The organism is Rhodovibrio salinarum DSM 9154 (genome assembly GCF_000515255.1).
GTDB classification, from domain to species: domain Bacteria; phylum Pseudomonadota; class Alphaproteobacteria; order Kiloniellales; family Rhodovibrionaceae; genus Rhodovibrio; species Rhodovibrio salinarum.
Genome location: NZ_KI911559.1, coordinates 1,876,350 through 1,893,146 on the forward strand (window position 1 = coordinate 1,876,350; position 16,797 = coordinate 1,893,146).

A 16,797-nucleotide genomic window follows, 5' to 3' on the forward strand; every position below is an offset into this window, starting at 1 on the left:
GGGCCTTCTACGCCCGCTAAGGCTTCATAGAAGTCGGTAAGTGGAGAGAGGTGAGGATGGCTGGGGCGGAGCCGATCACGCCCCGATGGCCGGTACCTGAGCGATTTTCGGCCCTGTGGCGGCCCCGGGTTAGAGTCTTGGTAACCCTAGATGTGCAGTCTGCGCGATGGCTTCGTCTAAAAAAGAGTGAGGTTCGGAGAGACGATGGCGGCGGAATCGGTCGAGCAGTTGCACGGAGAGATGCTGGCGCGCTTGGAGAAGGGCAGCGGCCGGTTCAGCAACCTGTTCAAGAACTGGATGAAGTTCGAGAACAACAGCGAGCGGATGTTCAAGGCTCGTGCGGCCAACGGGGGAAGCTATCTGCTCGCGCGCCTGGCCGATTACGAGGTCTCCAGGGCCCTCGTCGTGCTCGAAACCGTGATGGAGTTCTGGGATCGCGAGCGCTTCGCCCTTTACGTCAACGCCGAGGACAACGACGGCAACGGCATCTGGCACTATCTTGCCGACAACCTGCGGCTCAACGAGGGTCGGGATACGCTCAAGTTCGCGCACATCCTGATCAAGCTCGACGTCGACTTCGCCCGGCGCAACAAGTACGGCATCAGCCCGCTCGGCAAGATGTTGGTGCCCGAGCCGAAGTGGCAGTCGATCAACGCGCTGATCCAGACCAAGCACCTGCAGATCGTCAACGTCGAGAACGCGGTGGCCGAGCAGGCGAAGGGCGATCAGGGGAAGCTCGCCAACATGATGTGCGGCATCTTCGCCGCGGACCTGTCCGACAACCGCGCGCTACTCTCCCAGCACTGCCTCAAACAGGCGGTGCAGTCCAACACCGACAAGGAACAGCGGCAGGCGACCTGCCGGCTGTTTTTTGATTACATTAATGCCGAGGACGGCACGACGGCCTTCCACAAGCTACTGGGGCACGCCAATACGGCGATGTTCGAGGATCTGCTGGGTCTGTTGTTGCAGCAGACGGAAGAGACGGTGGTCGGGATGTCCCCGCCGGATGTCGCGACCAAGAAGGTCTACCGCCAGGCGGTGCTGTGCCGGCGGCTGTTGAAGCGCGACAAGGCGCGCCGCACGCTGTTCGTGCACTGCCTGCTGCTTGGCAAGACCGCTTATTTGCGCAAGCTGACGGGCATGCTTTTGAATGACGAGCTGGCGATCAAGAAGCTGGTCCGCGGCGAGCCGCAGCCCCAACCGGTGGTGATCGACAAGACCTCGCCCGCGCCGTCGAACCCGCTGCTGTCTGCCTTGCTGGCGCGCGACCGTCGCGGCGATACGCTGATGCATTTGGCGATTCTGCAGGGGGACAAGGGGGCCCTGGAAGTGGCCTTGCATGGCCTCGCCTCCAACGACGTGCACGCCATGCTCACCAAGGTGCCAGACGCCTCAGGGGCGTCTCCGGTGGAGATGGTCGATTTGGAGAAGGCGAAGGCCCGTTTGGGGCGTGCCGTGAAATCGGGCCGTCTGCCGATGGAGGTCGCCAACGCCCGGATGAAGCGTCTGGCCAAACTGGACAAGGGCCTGCGCAGTTACATCAACGACAAGATCGCCGAGATCGAGGCGCTGGCGAGTGACACCAAGGGCGGGGCGCCGGTCGCCCCCAACTTCGACGTGCGCAAGATGGCCGGCGCTGCGTAAACGCGGGTGCCGGCCCAGCCCTCGTCAAACAAAAAAGCGCCGGCCAGGGGAACCCGGCCGGCGCCAGTCAAAGCTGAAGGCGGAAAGATCAGGCCGCCGGATTAGCCCTCCAGGGCACTCATCACGGCCTTCTTCGGATCGCCGCCATCACGGGTCTTTACGCCGGTGAACACCAGCGGACCGCCCCGATCGAACCAACGATCGAGGATCTCGGGCTTCTCCTGGATCAGCTTTTTGCCGGCTTCCAGGTAGTCCATCTCCTCGTTGATCACGTACTTGCCGAGCAGGTTCTGTTCGTCGAGTGTGAAGGTGTAGTTGGTCAGCAACTGGCCGACGTTCGGGCACTCCCAGGTGTAGCCGCTGCGCACGGCGGTGTAGACCGTGGCGCCGCCCTTGTTCGGGCCCCAGTAGTCCGCGCCGCCGGACAGGTACGCCATGTCGATGTTCAGGTTCATCGGGTGCGGCTCCCAGCCCAGGAAGACCGCCCACTTGTCCTGACGGGCGTCCTTCTTCACCTGGGTCAGCATGCCGGCGGAAGAGGAGGGCAGCAGCTTCCAGTCGCCCAGCCCATAGGCATCGTCGGCGATCATCTCCTTGATGATCTGGTTGCCGTCGTTGCCGGCCTCGATGCCATAGATCGTGCCGTTGAACTTATCCTTGTACTCGTCGAGGTCGGAGAAGCTCTGCACGCCCGCATCATAGGCGTTCTTGGTCACCGCCAGCGTATACTTCGCGCCTTCCAGGTTGGCGCCCACGATATCGATTGAGCCTTCCTTCATGTACTTGCCGATCATCGACTTCTGGGTCGGCAGCCAGAGGCCGAGGAAAGCGTCCCGCTCGTTCTTGGCGAGCGAGTTGAACATGATCGGCACGGAAGCCGTGATCAGGTCGGTCTCGTACCCGAGCTGCTGCAGGACCCAGGCCAGGGTCTCGGTCTTGGCCGTGACGCCGGTCCAGTTGACCTGCTCCAGGCGTACGGTGCCGCAGGAATCGCCTTCGTCCTGCGCGGTCGCCGGTCCGGTGACCAGGGCGGTGCTTGCCAGCGCAAGCGCGCCGGCGGCGAAAAGGCTCTTGAAGTTCATGTGAAGTCCCCTCGTTTCAAGCCGTTGTTGTCGCGGTTGTCGGGTCTTCTTGGGCTTCGGTTGTCGGGCGCGGCCAACGCCCGTTGCGATCCGGCGCGGCTGCGTTTGCAACCGAGGCCCTTTATTTCTCGCACGTCCATCTCGCCGACCGCTTCAGCGAAATAGCCAGGATGGTCGAGAAGGCGCGCCGCCGATCGCGTGCACGGCCGTATCAGTCCCTCTCGATCATGGCGACCATGCGATCAGATCGGCGCGCGGGCTGACGCGCCCACGGCCAAGCGGCGAACCCAGCTTACGGGGTCACCGTCGTCGTCGCCACGATACGGTTTTTGATTGAACGTTCAATCAAAAAAAGATACATGGACTGTGGAACGGGCGTTTCTGGGGCGTTCAGCGCCAACGGCGCCCCTGTGCGACTCGGCATAGGGTCAGCGGTTCGATCGGAAGCGATCGTGGACGATAAGCAGGGGAGAGTGGGGCGATGCCCAAGCTCGGGATGGAGCCGGTGCGTCGGCACCAGATGATCGAGGCCACGATTCGCGCGATCCACGAGGTTGGCTTTCCGAATACCTCGCTCGCGCAGGTCGCTCGGCGTGCCGGCGTCAGCCAGGGGCTCGTCGCACATTACTTCCGCGATAAGGCCGGCCTGCTGGAGGCCACGATGCGCCACATTGCCGCCGAGCTGAAGGCGGATGTCGTGCGCTACCGCCGCGGCCTGACCGATCCGCTGGCGCGCCTAGATGCGGTTCTGGAGGCCAACTTCTCCCCGCGCTCCTTCGCGCCGGAAAGCCTCAGTGCCTGGGTCGCCTTCTGGGGGCAGACCCACCGAAACCCGCAACTCGGCCGCATCCAGCGCGTCTTGCGGGTGCGGCTGAAAAGCAACCTGGCCTACGACCTGCGTCAGCTTCTGCCGGATGCGGAAGCCCGGCGCATCGCTCTGGGCCTGTCGATCTTCGTCGACGGTCTGAGCCTGCGCACGGCGATGGGCGAGCGCGCCCTCGACCGGGAAACCGCGCGGGCTCTCGCCTTCGACTATCTGGACACGGAACTCGCCAAGAACGGCGTCAAACGGGAGCCCAGCCATGCAGCGCAAGGATGATCTGAAGCTCTACATCGGCGGCGGCTACGTTGCCGCGCAGAGCGGGCAGACGTTCGAGACCGTCGACCCCGCGCACAACGCGCCGATCTGCAACGTGCACCTGGCCGGCAAGGCCGACGTCGACGCCGCCGTCGGCTCGGCGCGTCAGGGCTTTGAGGTCTGGTCGCGGATGACCGGCGCGGCACGCGGTCGGGTGCTGCAGAAGGCGGCCGACCTGCTGCGCGCGCACCGCGACGAGCTGGCCCGGCTGGAGACGCTGGACGCCGGCAAGCCGCTGTCGGAAACGCCGGAGGCGGACGTCGATTCCGGCGCGGATTGCCTGGAGTACTTCGCCGGTCTCGCCAGCAAGCTGGGCGGCGAGTATCAGGAGGTCGACGACGCCTTCTTCTATACCCGGCGCGAGCCGCTCGGCGTGTGCGCCGGCATCGGGGCCTGGAACTATCCGCTGCAGATCATCTGCTGGAAGGCCGCCCCCGCGCTCGCGGCCGGCAACGCGATGGTGTTCAAGCCGGCCGAACTCACCCCGCTGTCCGCCCCGCGCATGGCCGAGCTGATGACCGAGGCCGGCCTGCCGGATGGTGTGCTGAACGTGGTGCAGGGCTTCGCGGAAACCGGCCAGGCGCTGGTCAATCATCCGGGCGTGGCCAAGGTCTCCCTGACCGGCGAGGCGGAGACCGGCAAGGTGGTCGCCAGCGAGGCCGCGCGCAGCTCGCTCAAGCACGTGACGATGGAGCTTGGCGGCAAGTCGCCGCTGCTGGTGTTCGACGACGCCGATCTGGATAACGCGGTGTCGGGCGCGATGCTGGGCAACTTCGCAACCCAGGGTGAGGTCTGCACCAACTGCACGCGCGTGTTCGTCCACGCGGATGTGGTCGACGATTTCCTGGACCGGCTGGTCAAGCGCACCCAGGCGATCAAGCTGGGCGACCCGTCCGATCCCAGCGTCCAGATGGGCCCGCTGATCAGCCGCGAGCATCAGAAGGTCGTGCTCGACTACATCGAGACCGGCAAGCGCGAGGGCGCCAACCTGCTGGTCGGCGGCGGCGTGCCGGAGGCCTCGGAGCTTGCCGACGGCAATTACGTGCTGCCGACGATCTTCGATCGCTGCACCGACGAGATGACGATCGTGCGCGAGGAGATCTTTGGGCCGGTGATGTCGGTCCTGACCTTCCGCGACGAGGACGAGGTGCTCAAGCGCGCCAACGACACGCGTTACGGGCTCGCCTCCGGTGTCTTCACCCGCGATCTGAACCGCGCGCACCGCTGCGCACGCGAGCTGCAATCCGGCATCTGCTGGGTGAACCACTACAACGTCACCCCGATCGAGATGACCTTCGGCGGCGCCAAGCAGTCCGGGCTGGGCCGGGAGAACGGCCGCCAGGCGATCGAATACTACAGCCAGTTGAAGAGCGTGTTCGTCGCGACGGGCGACTGCGAAGCGCCGTTCTGAGCGTGCGTTTGCCCGTTACGCGATCGAGCCTCATGGGAGCCTAAGCATGAGCGATACCGAAACGTTCGATTACGTCATCGTCGGGGCCGGCTCGGCCGGGGCCGTGCTGGCCCACCGGCTGAGCGAGGACCCGGAGACCTCCGTCCTGCTGCTGGAAGCCGGGCCGCCGGACTGGTCGGTGTTCATCCACATGCCGAGCGCCTTCGCCGAACCGCTCAAGGGGCGGACGTTCAACTGGGCGTACTTCTCCGAACCCGAACCCTACATGGACAACCGGCGGATGTACTGCCCGCGCGGCAAGACGCTGGGCGGCTCCAGCGCGATCAACGGCATGGCCTATATCCGCGGCCATGCCCGCGACTACGACCGCTGGGCGCGCACCAACGGCATGGAAGGCTGGGCCTACCGTCACGTGCTGCCCTACTTCAAGAAGGCGGAGACGCACGAGACCTTGGGCGGCGACCCGTATCACGGCGATTCCGGGCCGCTCTACGTCACCCGCGGCGAGCGCCGGAACCCGCTGCACCGTGCCTTTATCCAGGCAGGCCAGCAGGCGGGTTACGCTTATACCGACGACATGAATGGCTACCTCAACGAGGGCTTCGGCCCGATGGACCGCACAACCAAGAAGGGCGTGCGCTCCTCTACGGCCAACACCTACCTACGGCCGATCAAGGGCCGGTCGAACCTGACGATCCGCACCCGGGTGATGACCCACCGCGTGCTGTTCGAGGGCACGACCGCGACCGGCGTCGAGGTCACCTATCGTGGCCGCACCCAGACGATCCGGGCCGAGCGGGAGGTGCTGGTCTGCGCCGGCGCGATCAACTCGCCGCAGTTGCTGCAGCTCTCCGGCGTGGGCGCGGGCGACCACCTGAAGGCGATCGATGTGCCGGTCGTTTCCGAACTGCCGGGCGTGGGCGAGAACCTGCAGGACCACCTGGAGGTCTACGTCCAGCACAAGTGCAAGGAACCGATCACGCTCTATTCCGCGACCAAGCCGCTCAACAAGGCGATGGTCGGCCTGCAGTGGCTGGCGACCCAGACGGGGCTGGGCGAGAGCAACCACTTCGAGGCCGGCGGCTTCATCCGCTCGGAAGCCGGCGTCGAGCACCCGAACGTGCAGTACCACTTCATGCCGGTGGCTGTGAACTACGACGGCTCGGACGCCGCCGATTTCCACGGCTATCAAGCCCACGTCGGGCCGATGCGCCCGGAAAGCCGCGGCCACGTCAAGGCGCGCTCGAATGATCCCCGGCAGGCGCCGGAGATCCTGTTCAACTACAACCAGAGCGATCGCGACGTGAAAGAGATGCGCGACAGCATCAAGCTGACCCGCGAGATCCTGGAGCAGGAAGCGTTCGCCCCTTACAGCGACGGCGAGCTGGAACCGGGCCCGGACGTGAAGACCGACGCCGAGATCGACGCCTGGGTCCGGCAGAACGGCGAAAGCGCCTACCACCCGTCCTGCACCTGCCCGATGGGCCATGACGAGATGGCGGTGGTCGATGGCGAGGGCCGTGTGCACGGGACCGAACGGCTGCGCGTGGTCGACGCCTCGATCATGCCGACGATCGTTTCGGGCAACCTGAACGCGCCCACGATCATGCTGGCGGAAAAGATCGCCGACCAGATCCGCGGCACCCAACTACCGCCCGAGGATCCGGCGATCTGGATCCACCCGGCGTGGCAGACGCAGCAGCGGTAGCTGGCATGTCAGTCAGGTGATTGAGGATCGTCAGCGCCCTTTAACCGGGCGCTGGCACGCCCCTTTCACCCCCGCACCACCGCCAGCGTCGTCTCGGCGCCTTTCGCGCAATCTTCCAGATACCGCCAGACGTATTCGGCGAAGGAGCGCCGGCAGTAAAGGTCGAGGCTCGGCGTGTCGTCCTTGAGGTGCAGGGTCACGCCGGTGTGGCGGCCGAACAGGGTCTGCTTGACCTGGCCCGGCTGGAAGGCGCGCGGATGCATGTCGAGCGGGACGGCGCGTTCCAGAACCTCACGGGCGTCCGGCCCGGTGATCCCGATCGTGGTCTGCGCGCCGGAGACATCGAGCACCTGAGCGAACACGCCGTCGAGCACGCCGGTCAGCTTGGTGAGCAGGTCGGCGCCGGCGTCCGGGGCCGGGTCGTCAACCACGAACAGCCACTCGTCCGGGCCAAGCCAAAGGATGTGCAGCGGTCCGGCGCTGGCGGCCGTGTTGGGGGTGGTCGGCAGGTCCAGGCCGGTCGCGTCCTTGACCGCCTGCTGGGCCGTGGGCTCGCGCGTCAGGTCGACGCGCAGGGTTACTAGGCCCCGGAAGTTGCATGGGATCAGGCCGATACCGGCGCCCTGCAAGCCGTCCTGCGTGCGCGCGGCGAGGTGGAGTGGGTCAAACGGGCTGTGCCGCAGGCTAGCCGCGGTCGTCATCATGCTGTCAGGCACGGAGGCGCTCCCCTTCCGGATCGAAGAACACCGGGTTCGTGATGGTGCAGGCGATCGTCTTGCCGCCCGGCATGGGCGCGAAGATCTTCTGGCCGTGCTTCTGGTGACCGCCCTCGACCAGCGCAAGCGCGAAGGAGCGTTCGAGGTTCGGGCTCATGTAGCTGGACGAGACGTGGCCGACCATCTGCATCGGCGGGGCGTCCTTCAGCGTCTCGACCAGTTGCGCGCCTTCTTCCAGCACCTCGCCGGGGTCGTCGGGCAGCAGACCGACGAACTGCTTGCGCTGCGGGTCCTGCATGTCGGGGCGGGAAAGCGAGCGCTTGCCGATGAAGTCCTTCTTCGAAGAGCATAGCTTGTCCATGCCGAGGTCGATCGGCGTCACCGTGCCGTCGGTCTCCTGGCCGACGATGATGAAGCCCTTCTCGGCGCGCAGCACGTGCATCGTCTCGGTGCCGTAGGGCGTGATGTCGTACTTCTCGCCTACGCTCATCAGCGTCTGCCACATGTGCAGGCCCTGGTCCGCCTGGACGTTGATCTCGAAGCTGAGGTCGCCGGAGAAGGAGATCCGGAATACCCGCGCCGGCACGCCCGCGACCGTGCCCTCGCGGAAGGTCATGAACGGGAACGCCTCCGGCGACAGATCGATGTCCGTAACCTCCTGCAGCAGCTTGCGGGCGTTCGGCCCGGCGATCGCGGCGGTGGCGTACTGCTCGGTCACGGTCGTCAGATAGACGCGCAGGTCCGGCCACTCCGTCTGCAGGTATTCCTCCAGATGCGCCAGCACGCCGCCGGCGCCGCCGGAAGTGGTGTGCATCAGGTAGTGGTTCTCGCCCAGGCAGGCGGTGACGCCGTCGTCCATCACCATGCCGTCTTCGCCCAGCATCAGCCCGTAGCGGGCCATGCCGGGCTTCAGGGTCTTCCAGCCGTTGGTGTAGACGCGGTTCAGGAACTCCACGGCGTCTGGGCCCTGGATGTCGATCCGGCCCAGGGTGGTGGCGTCGAGGATGCCCACGCTCTCGCGCGCCGCCTTGCTCTCGCGCTGCACCGCGTCGTGCATGCTCTCGCCCGCCTTGGGGTAGTACCAGGGGCGCTTCCAGTGGCCGACGTTCTCGAACTCCGCCCCGGCGCGCACGTGCCAGGAGTGCATCGGGCTGTGCCGCTCGGCGTCGAACAGGTCGCCCACGTCGCGCCCGCCCCAGGCGCCGAAGGTCACGGGCGTGTAGGGCGGGCGGAAGGTGGTCGTGCCGATCTCCGGGATCGGCAGGCCGCGCGCCTGCGAGACGATGCCGAGCGCATTGACGTTGGACGTCTTGCCCTGGTCGGTCGCCATCCCGGTGGTGGTGTAGCGCTTGACGTGCTCGATCGAGGTATAGCCCTCGCGGATCGCCAGCAGCAGGTCGGCGGCGGTCACGTCGTTCTGATAATCGACGAAATGCTTGCCCTTGTGGCCGAGCGGCTTCTCGCCCGGCACGGTCCACAGCCAGCGTGCCGGCAGGAAGCCGTCGTCGCCGGCCTTGGGCGTGGTGCCGGCCTTGGTGTCCGGGAAACCGGCGGCCTTCGCCGCCTCCGCGCCGGCGGTCAAGCCGTCCTTCAGGCAGCCCTTGAGGCCCCAGGTGCCCTGGCAGCAGCCGGCCGAGCGTTCGCGCTGGACCGAGCGATCGGGCACGAATGCCGCCGTCTCCGCGTCGAAGCGCAGCTTGCCACGGGATTGGCTGAACAGGTGAACCGTCGGGTTCCAGCCGCCGGCGTTGGCCACGAAATCGCAGGCGATCTCTTCACTGTTACCGCTGGACAGGCTCTCGCCGTCGTCGGCAAGCGGTGCGGCCACCAGCGCGCGCACTCGCTTGGCCCCTTTCACAGCGGCCACGCCGTGGTTGGCCAGGATACGGATGCCTGCCTGCCTGGCCCGCTCGGTATAGGGGCCGCTCGCTTCCGCGCGGACGTCGATCGCCGCGGCGATCTCGATCCCCGCCTCGTGCAGGTCGAGCACGGCCTGGTAGGCGCCGTCGTTGTTGGTGACCAGCACGCAGCGCTCGCCGGGCTTGACCCCGTAGCGGTTGACGTAGGTCTGCGCCGCGCTCGCGAGCAGGATGCCGGGACGGTCGTTGTCGACGAACACCAGCGGCCGTTCGATCGCGCCGGTCGCGAGCACGACCTCCTGCGCGCGCACCTTCCACATCCGCTGGCGCGGCCGGTCGGTCGGCTTCTCGGCGAGATGGTCGGTCCGGCTTTCCAGCAGGTCGATCCAGTTGTGGTCATAGTAGCCGAACACGATGGTGCGCGGCAGAATCCGCACCTCCGGATGCTGGCGCAGTTCGTCCAGCGTCGCCTGCACCCACTCCATCGCCGGCTTGCCGTCGATCATCTCGCGTGACGACAGCAGTGCGCCGCCGAACTCCGGGTTCTCGTCGGCCAGGATTACGCGCGCGCCGCTGCGTGCCGCCGTCAGCGCGGCGGCCAGGCCGGCTGGCCCGCCGCCGGCGACCAGCACGTCGCAGTGGGCGTAGCGCTTGTCGTAGAAATCGGGATCCGGTTCCGTCGGCGCCTTGCCCAGGCCGGCGGCGTGACGGATCACCTTTTCGTAAAACGGCCAGGCCTTCCCCGGCCACATGAAGGTCTTGTAGTAGAAGCCCGCCGGGAAAAGCTTGGAAAACAGTTGGTTGACGGCGTTGACGTCGGTTTCCGGCCCCGGCCAGGCGTTGACGCTCGTAACCGACATGCCGTCGTACAGCTCGGCCTGGGTGGCCCGGATGTTGGGCAGGGTGCGCGCGCCGCTTTCGACCTGCAGCAGGGCGTTCGGCTCCTCCGCGCCGGCGCCCAGGATGCCGCGCGGGCGGTGGTACTTGAACGACCGCCCGACCAGGTGAATGCCGTTCGCCAGCAGCGCGGAGGCGACCGTGTCGCCGGCATACCCGCGGTAGCGCTTGCCGTTGAAGGTGAAGTCGATGGGGCGTTGCAGGTCGACCCGGCCCCGGTCGTTCAGGCGGAAGTTCTGCGCCATGCCCGGCGTATCCTCAAAAACAGCGTGCCTCTCGGCCCGCGCGTCTCGCGCGGGCGGCGCGGGTTAGACGTAGGTCTTCTCGTCCACCTTGGGCGGCTCCTCGCCCATCTTGTAGGAGCCGTGGACCTCGTTGGTCAGGGTGTCGCGCACCACGTTGAACCAGCGCCGGCAGCCGTAAGTGTGGACCCAGCGCTCGTAGAACGTGCCCTTGGTGTTCTTTTGCAGGAACAGGTAGTCGGCCCACTGCGCGTCGGAGACTTCCTCGGGGCGTTCCGGACGCACCTTGTGCGCCTCGCCGCCGTAGGAGAACTCGTTCTCAGTGCGCTCGCCGCAGTAGGGGCAGGGGATTCGCAGCATCGTCTCTGGTCCTCGTCTCGCGCAGGGAACGCGTCGGCGTGTCGGGTCGAAAAAAGGCTTGGCTAGTGCGCGACACCGGCGGCGGCGTGTTCGTCGATCAGGAAGCCGGTGCGGAAGCGGTCCAGGGCGAACGGGGCGGCGATCGGGTGCGGACGGTTGTTCGCCACCGTGTCCGCGAAGATGTGGCCCGAGCCGGGCGTCGCCTTGAAGCCGCCGGTGCCCCAGCCGCAGTTCAGGTACATGCCCTTGACCGGCGACAGCCCGATGATCGGGCTCGCATCCGGGCAGGTGTCGACCACGCCGCCCCACTGGCGCAGCATGCGCATGCGCTTGAACAGGGGATACAGCTCGCAGATCGCCGCCAGCGTGTCCTCGGTGACCGGGTTGGAGCCCCACTGCGAATAGCCGTTGTAGGCGTCCGTGCCGGCGCCGATCACCAGCTCGCCCTTGTCGGACTGGCTGATGTAGGCGTGCACCGCGCCAGCCATCACCACGTTGTGGACGATCGGCTTGACCGGTTCGCTGACCAGCGCCTGCAGCGGCCGGGAGTTCACCGGCAGCTTGAACCCGGCCATGTTGGCGAGGACGCCGCAGTGCCCGGCGACCACGAGACCCACCTTGTTGGTCTTGATGTGGCCTTTGGAGGTGCGCACGCCGGTGACCTGGCCGCCTTCGATGTCGAAGCCTTCGACCGCGCACTGCTGGATGATATCGACCCCCATCTCGGAGCAGGCGCGGGCATAGCCCCAGGCCACCGCGTCGTGGCGCGCCGTGCCCGCGCGCCGCTGGATCGAGCCACCCATCACCGGATAGCGACCGCCACCGCGTAGGTCGATGATCGGCACCTCGCGCTTGACGTCCTCGGGCTCCAGCCACTCGCTGTCGATGCCGTTCAGGCGGTTCGAGTTGATCCGGCGCTTGGTGATCCGCACTTCGTTCAGGGTGTGGGCGAGGTTGAGCACGCTGCGCTGGGAGAACATCACGTTGAAGTTCAGCTCCCGGGTCATGTTCTCCCAGAGCTTCAGCGAGTGCTCGTACAGCGCGGCGGACTGGTCCCACATGTAGTTGGAGCGCACGATCGTGGTGTTGCGGCCGGTGTTGCCGCCGCCCAGCCACCCCCGTTCGATCACGGCGATGTTGCGCAGGCCGTGTTCCTTGGCAAGATAGTAGGCGGTCACAAGGCCGTGGCCGCCGCCGCCCACGATCACGGCATCGTACTGCTTCTTCGGCTCTGGCGAGTGCCAGGCCTGTTGCCAGTTCTCGTGATAGGACAGGGCGTTCTTGACCAGCGAGAAGATCGAGTAGCGAGCTGTCATGCTCTTGCCGCGCGCTCCCATCCAAGCGGTGAACCGGATCCCAGGACCCCGCGTCACTGCCCGCCTGGACGGCGCGGAAATCGGGATGCCTGCAGGGTTCAGAACACGCTGGCCAGGCTTGAGGGGCTAGCCGATCTCCGGCAGAAAACTTTCAGATCGCGACACCCGATCTTATGTGCTTGAATCGAGTCATCTGATTGCAACGAAATAGGGACGCTGCTGGGTCAAAAGCATGCTGGGTACCGTGCCGCGGGAGCTTCCGCAGAAGATCGGCTTCGTAGTCGTGCCGCGCTTCTCAATGATCGGGTTGATGAGCGCGATCGAGACCCTGCGGCTTGCTAACCGCTTGGCTGGCAAGACTCTTTATCGTTGGCCGTTGCTAACGATATCGGGCGAGCCGCTGGCGGCATCGAACGGCTTTCACCTGACGCCCGACGGGGATCTGGAGTCGGGCAACGATCTGCAGACGGTGGCGGTCTGTGCGGGAATCGACGCGCACAAGGTAACCGACAAGACCCTGATAAACTGGCTGCGCAAGCTGGACCGCAAGGGGGTCGACCTGGGGGCGATCGGGACCGGAAGCTACGTCCTGGCGCGTGCCGGTCTCTTGGAAGGGTACAACTGCACGATCCACTGGGAAGCGTTGGCGGCCTTCGCAGAGGATTTCCCCGAACTCGAGGTCACCACGGAACTGTTCGAGATCGACCGTCAACGCTTCACCTGCGCTGGCGGGACTGCGGGCATCGACATGATGTTGAACATGATTGCCATGCAGCACGGCCACGAGTTGGCTGCGCGGGTGGCCGACCAGTTCATGCACGAGCGTATCCGCGACCGCCACGACCACCAGCGGATTTCCTTGCCGGCGCGCCTGGGGGTCCGTCACCCCAAGCTGCTGTCGGTGATCGACCTGATGGAAAAGCATCTGGAGGACCCGCTGTCGCGCGCCGACCTCGCGCGCACCTCCGGCTTGTCGACGCGCCAGCTGGAGCGGCTGTTCCGCAAGTACCTCGGCCGCTCGCCGGCGCGCTATTATCTGGAGTTGCGGCTGAACAAGGCGCGTCTCTTGCTGCTGCAGACCAACATGTCGGTGATCGACGTCGCGCTTGCCTGCGGCTTCGTCTCCGCCAGCCACTTCTCCAAGTGCTACCGCGACTTCTTCGGCCGCACGCCGCGCAAGGAGCGCGGTCTGCCCAGCGAGGACGAGGGCGGCTCGGCCGAACTCGACGAATTGGACGCCAATCAGGCGCGTGCCCAGGTGGATAAACAGGCCAACAGGAAGTCCGGAAAGCAAGTCGGCCCGCAGACGCCGGTCGCCGGGAAATAGCCCCGCCGGGCGGCATCCCGTCGGCAATCCTGACAACAGAATCAGAGTTTTATGGGGAGAGTTTGATGTATCGGTCGGATCTCCTGCAGGACAAGCGCGTGCTGATCACCGGGGGTGGCAGTGGGCTCGGCAAGTCGCTCGGCCGACGGGTCCTGGAACTCGGCGCGCATCTCGTGATCTGCGGCCGCCGGGCGGATACGCTGGATGCGACCCGGGCGGAGTTCGACGCCGACTTTCCGGGGCGCACGGCCAGCCACGTCTGCGACATTCGCGATGCGGACGCGGTCGAGGCGATGCTGGAGACGATCTGGCAGGACGGGCCGCTGGACGCGCTGGTCAACAACGCCGCTGGCAATTTCCTGGCCAAGTCGGAGGAACTGAGCCCGCGGGCGTTCGACGCGATCACGGGCATCGTCCTGAATGGGACGGCCTACGTCACGCTCGGATGTGGGCGGCGCTGGCTGCGCGACGGGCATGTGGGCACGGTGCTGTCGATCGTCGCCACCTACGCCTGGACGGGCAGTGCCTACGTCGTGCCCAGCGCCTGCGCCAAGGCCGGCGTACGCGCGCTCACGCAGTCGCTGGCGGTGGAATGGGGCGACCGGAACATCCGTCTGAACGCGATCGCGCCGGGCCCGTTCCCGACCGAGGGGGCCTGGGACCGTCTGGTTCCCACCCAGGAGCTGGAGGACACCTGGCGCAACCGGATTCCGGCCAAGCGCTTCGGGGAGCACGGCGAACTCGCGGACCTTGCGGTGTTCCTGTTGGCCGACCAGTCCAGCTACATCAACGGCGAGGTGGTCGCGATCGACGGCGGCGAGTGGCTGAAAGGTGCCGGCCAGTTCAACTTCATGGACGCCCTGAGCGAACAGCAGTGGGATGCCATGAACCCGAAGCGGAAAAAGGGGTAGGCGGGGGCGCCCATGCGGCGTCCGGGCGCGCCGCGCACGGGCTTTGCAAGGGGGCGCGCGCTTGGCTAGGGTGACGCGCGCTTTCAGCCCGCCGCTTGCAAGCTGTGCGGTGGGCTGCTTTATGACGCACCAGATTGACGCACATCCGCGCATCCGTCCGCTTGCGGGCAGCGCGCCAACCCGGGCACGAGGGCCGATACCGCCGTGAGTGATATCTTCCGCGAGGTCGACGAGGAGATCCGCAAGGAACGTTACGCGACCCTGTGGAAGAAGTACGGGGTCTTCGTGATTGCCGCCGCCGTGGTGCTTGTCCTGGCGGTCGCGGGCTATCAGGGCTGGCAGCAATGGCAGCGCAGTCAGGCCCTTGATGCATCCGACAGCTACAACGCCGCCGTTCAGTTGCTGCAACAGGATGAGACCGAGCAGGGCCTGCAAAAGTTGGCCGAGATGTCCGATCCGTCCGGCAGCGGCTATGCCCTGTTGGCGGCCTTCCGCCGCGCGGAGCTGCTGGCCGAGCAGGGGGAGACGGAGCAGGCCGTCCAGATCTGGGACCGGATTGCGGATAGTGGCGGCAACGATCCGCTGCGCGAGCTTGCCACGGTGTTCGCGGTCGTCCATCAGGTCGACAGCGGCGATCCCGAGCAGCTGGCTGAGCAGTTGCAGCCGCTCGCCTCTCAGGAAAGCCCATACCGCTGGACGGCGCTGGAGCTGCAGGCAACGCTCGCCCACAAACAGGGCGACGACGCGAAAGCCGTCGAGTTGTTCAAGCAGATCGCCGACGGTAGCGATGTGCCCCCGGCCCAGCGCCGCCGTGCCACCCAAATGCTGGAGCTGCTGCAGGAATGATTCGCGCGCTACTGCGCCATGGCGCCCTCGCCGGGCTTGTACTCACACTGGCCGCCTGCAGCTGGTTCGAAGAGGATCCCGACCGTCTGGAAGGCGAGCGGATCGACGTGCTCGGCCCCGAACAGCGGTTGAGCCCGGACGAGACCATCCAGGACCGACAGGTTCAGCTGCCGCGTCCCTACGTCAACGCCGAATGGCCGCAGCCCGGCGGCAATCCGAGTCATGCCATGTTCCATCTGGAACTGGGCGATTCCCCATCGCGCGATTGGTCGGTGGACGTCGGCGAATCCTCCGACGACCGTCAGCAGATCATGAGCCAGCCGGTCGTGGCGGATGGCCGGGTCTATGCCATGGATGCCGTGGCCACGGTCGGCGCCTATGACGTCGAAGATGGCGCAACTGTTTGGCGGCGCGAGCTGATCGAGGACGCCGATGGGGTGTTCGGCGGCGGGGTCGCGTTCGCCGACGGTCGGCTGTTCGTCACCACTGGCGCCGGCCGGGTGTTCGCGCTCGACGCCGAGACGGGCGAGACCGTCTGGACCTATGACGCCAGCGCGCCGATGCGCGCTGGCCCGACGGTACGTGATGGGCGCGTCTATGCGGTGACGATCATCAACGAAACGGTCGCTCTGTCGACCCGCGACGGCAGCGAAATCTGGACCCACCAGGGGATCGAGGAGCAGGCGGGCCTGCTCGGCTCCGCCAGCCCGGCGGCCACCGGCGCTTCTGTCCTGGTCGCTTATTCCTCGGGCGAGCTGTACGCGCTCCTGCCGGAGAACGGGCGCTCGCTGTGGAGCGACAGCCTGGCCGGGATCGCCCGGACGGACTCTGTCGCCAACCTGACCGATGTGCGTGCCAAACCGGTGGCCGACGGCAACCGTGTCTACGCCATTTCCAACGCCAACCGCATGGCCGCGATCGACACCCGCCGTGGCGCACGCGTCTGGGATGAGCGCCTGGCCGGGATGGAGATGCCCTGGATCGCCGGCGACTGGCTGTTCATGGTGACTGTTCGCAGCGAACTCTTGGCCTTGGAGCGCGAGACCGGCCGGATCCGCTGGGTGACCCAGCTGGCGCAATGGGAGGACCCGGACGATAAGGACGGGCCGATCGTCTGGCAGGGGCCGGTGCTGGCTGGCGACCGACTGATCCTGCTAGGATCCAACGGCAAGGCGGTGTCCGTGTCGCCCTACAATGGCAAGGTGCTGGGGGCGATCGATCTTCCGGGGGCACCAGCCGCGCCGCCCGTCGTCGCGGACGAAACGCTTTACATCCTGACCGACGACGCCACCCTGGCGGCTTACCGCTAGCCCGCGCCCGGCAGCGATCCACCGACG

The 16,797-nt window shown here is 66.4% G+C and carries 13 protein-coding genes; 8 read left to right on the forward strand and 5 right to left on the reverse strand.

Annotation, left to right across the window (positions count from 1 at the left end):
* The first annotated feature begins 204 nt into the window (after nt 1-204).
* Nucleotides 205-1,647 carry a hypothetical protein gene (locus RHOSA_RS21420; RefSeq protein WP_037255962.1) on the forward strand — a complete coding sequence of 481 codons (1,443 nt, stop codon included), beginning with the start codon at nt 205-207 and terminating at the stop codon, nt 1,645-1,647.
* 101 nt (nt 1,648-1,748) lie between these two features.
* Here the strand turns inward: RHOSA_RS21420 and RHOSA_RS0108720 are convergent, their stop codons facing one another.
* The gene (locus tag RHOSA_RS0108720; protein WP_027288369.1) at nt 1,749-2,729 is read right to left on the reverse strand and encodes a glycine betaine ABC transporter substrate-binding protein; all 981 of its coding nucleotides are present in this window, start codon (nt 2,727-2,729) and stop codon (nt 1,749-1,751) included.
* A gap of 481 nt (nt 2,730-3,210) precedes the next feature.
* On the opposite strand from RHOSA_RS0108720, the gene betI reads away from it, so the two are divergent.
* From betI to betA, 3 genes are read left to right on the forward strand one after another with little or no spacing between them, the layout of a single operon-like run.
* On the forward strand, nt 3,211-3,828 hold the full coding sequence (gene betI / locus RHOSA_RS21425) for a transcriptional regulator BetI (protein ID WP_051431968.1): 618 nt from the start codon (nt 3,211-3,213) through the stop codon (nt 3,826-3,828).
* Nucleotides 3,812-5,278: a betaine-aldehyde dehydrogenase gene (gene betB / locus RHOSA_RS0108730; protein WP_027288370.1), complete on the forward strand. Its 1,467-nt coding sequence runs from the start codon at nt 3,812-3,814 to the stop codon at nt 5,276-5,278. The genes betI and betB overlap by 17 nt, the downstream gene beginning before the upstream one ends.
* A gap of 46 nt (nt 5,279-5,324) precedes the next feature.
* The gene (betA, locus tag RHOSA_RS0108735) at nt 5,325-6,986 is read left to right on the forward strand and encodes a choline dehydrogenase (RefSeq protein ID WP_027288371.1); all 1,662 of its coding nucleotides are present in this window, start codon (nt 5,325-5,327) and stop codon (nt 6,984-6,986) included.
* A gap of 65 nt (nt 6,987-7,051) precedes the next feature.
* On the opposite strand, the gene RHOSA_RS21430 is transcribed toward betA, so the two are convergent.
* The 4 genes from RHOSA_RS21430 to RHOSA_RS0108755 form a co-directional block, all read right to left on the reverse strand.
* A complete protein-coding gene (locus RHOSA_RS21430; protein WP_156092624.1) occupies nt 7,052-7,702 on the reverse strand; it encodes a sarcosine oxidase subunit gamma in 651 nt (216 codons plus the stop codon).
* A complete protein-coding gene (locus RHOSA_RS0108745) occupies nt 7,695-10,703 on the reverse strand; it encodes a sarcosine oxidase subunit alpha (RefSeq protein WP_027288372.1) in 3,009 nt (1,002 codons plus the stop codon). The genes RHOSA_RS21430 and RHOSA_RS0108745 overlap by 8 nt, the downstream gene beginning before the upstream one ends.
* Nucleotides 10,704-10,766: 63 nt before the next feature.
* Nucleotides 10,767-11,060: a sarcosine oxidase subunit delta gene (locus RHOSA_RS0108750; protein ID WP_027288373.1), complete on the reverse strand. Its 294-nt coding sequence runs from the start codon at nt 11,058-11,060 to the stop codon at nt 10,767-10,769.
* A gap of 62 nt (nt 11,061-11,122) precedes the next feature.
* Nucleotides 11,123-12,376 (reverse strand): sarcosine oxidase subunit beta family protein, encoded by a 1,254-nt coding sequence (locus RHOSA_RS0108755; RefSeq protein ID WP_027288374.1) that lies wholly within the window; start codon nt 12,374-12,376, stop codon nt 11,123-11,125.
* Nucleotides 12,377-12,608: 232 nt separating this feature from the next.
* Between RHOSA_RS0108755 and RHOSA_RS21435 the strand changes: the two genes are divergently transcribed.
* The 4 genes from RHOSA_RS21435 (at nt 12,609) to RHOSA_RS0108775 (ending at nt 16,770) form a co-directional block, all read left to right on the forward strand.
* Entirely contained in the window at nt 12,609-13,703 is a 1,095-nt protein-coding gene (locus tag RHOSA_RS21435) for a GlxA family transcriptional regulator (protein WP_081728593.1), read from the forward strand.
* Nucleotides 13,704-13,768: 65 nt separating this feature from the next.
* Nucleotides 13,769-14,614, forward strand: coding sequence for an SDR family oxidoreductase (locus RHOSA_RS0108765; RefSeq protein ID WP_027288375.1), 846 nt, complete (start codon nt 13,769-13,771; stop codon nt 14,612-14,614).
* Between the two features lie 204 nt (nt 14,615-14,818).
* Nucleotides 14,819-15,460, forward strand: coding sequence for a tetratricopeptide repeat protein (locus RHOSA_RS21440; RefSeq protein ID WP_051431970.1), 642 nt, complete (start codon nt 14,819-14,821; stop codon nt 15,458-15,460).
* The gene (locus RHOSA_RS0108775; RefSeq protein ID WP_027288376.1) at nt 15,457-16,770 is read left to right on the forward strand and encodes a PQQ-like beta-propeller repeat protein; all 1,314 of its coding nucleotides are present in this window, start codon (nt 15,457-15,459) and stop codon (nt 16,768-16,770) included. The genes RHOSA_RS21440 and RHOSA_RS0108775 overlap by 4 nt, the downstream gene beginning before the upstream one ends.
* The last annotated feature ends 27 nt before the right edge of the window (nt 16,771-16,797 follow it).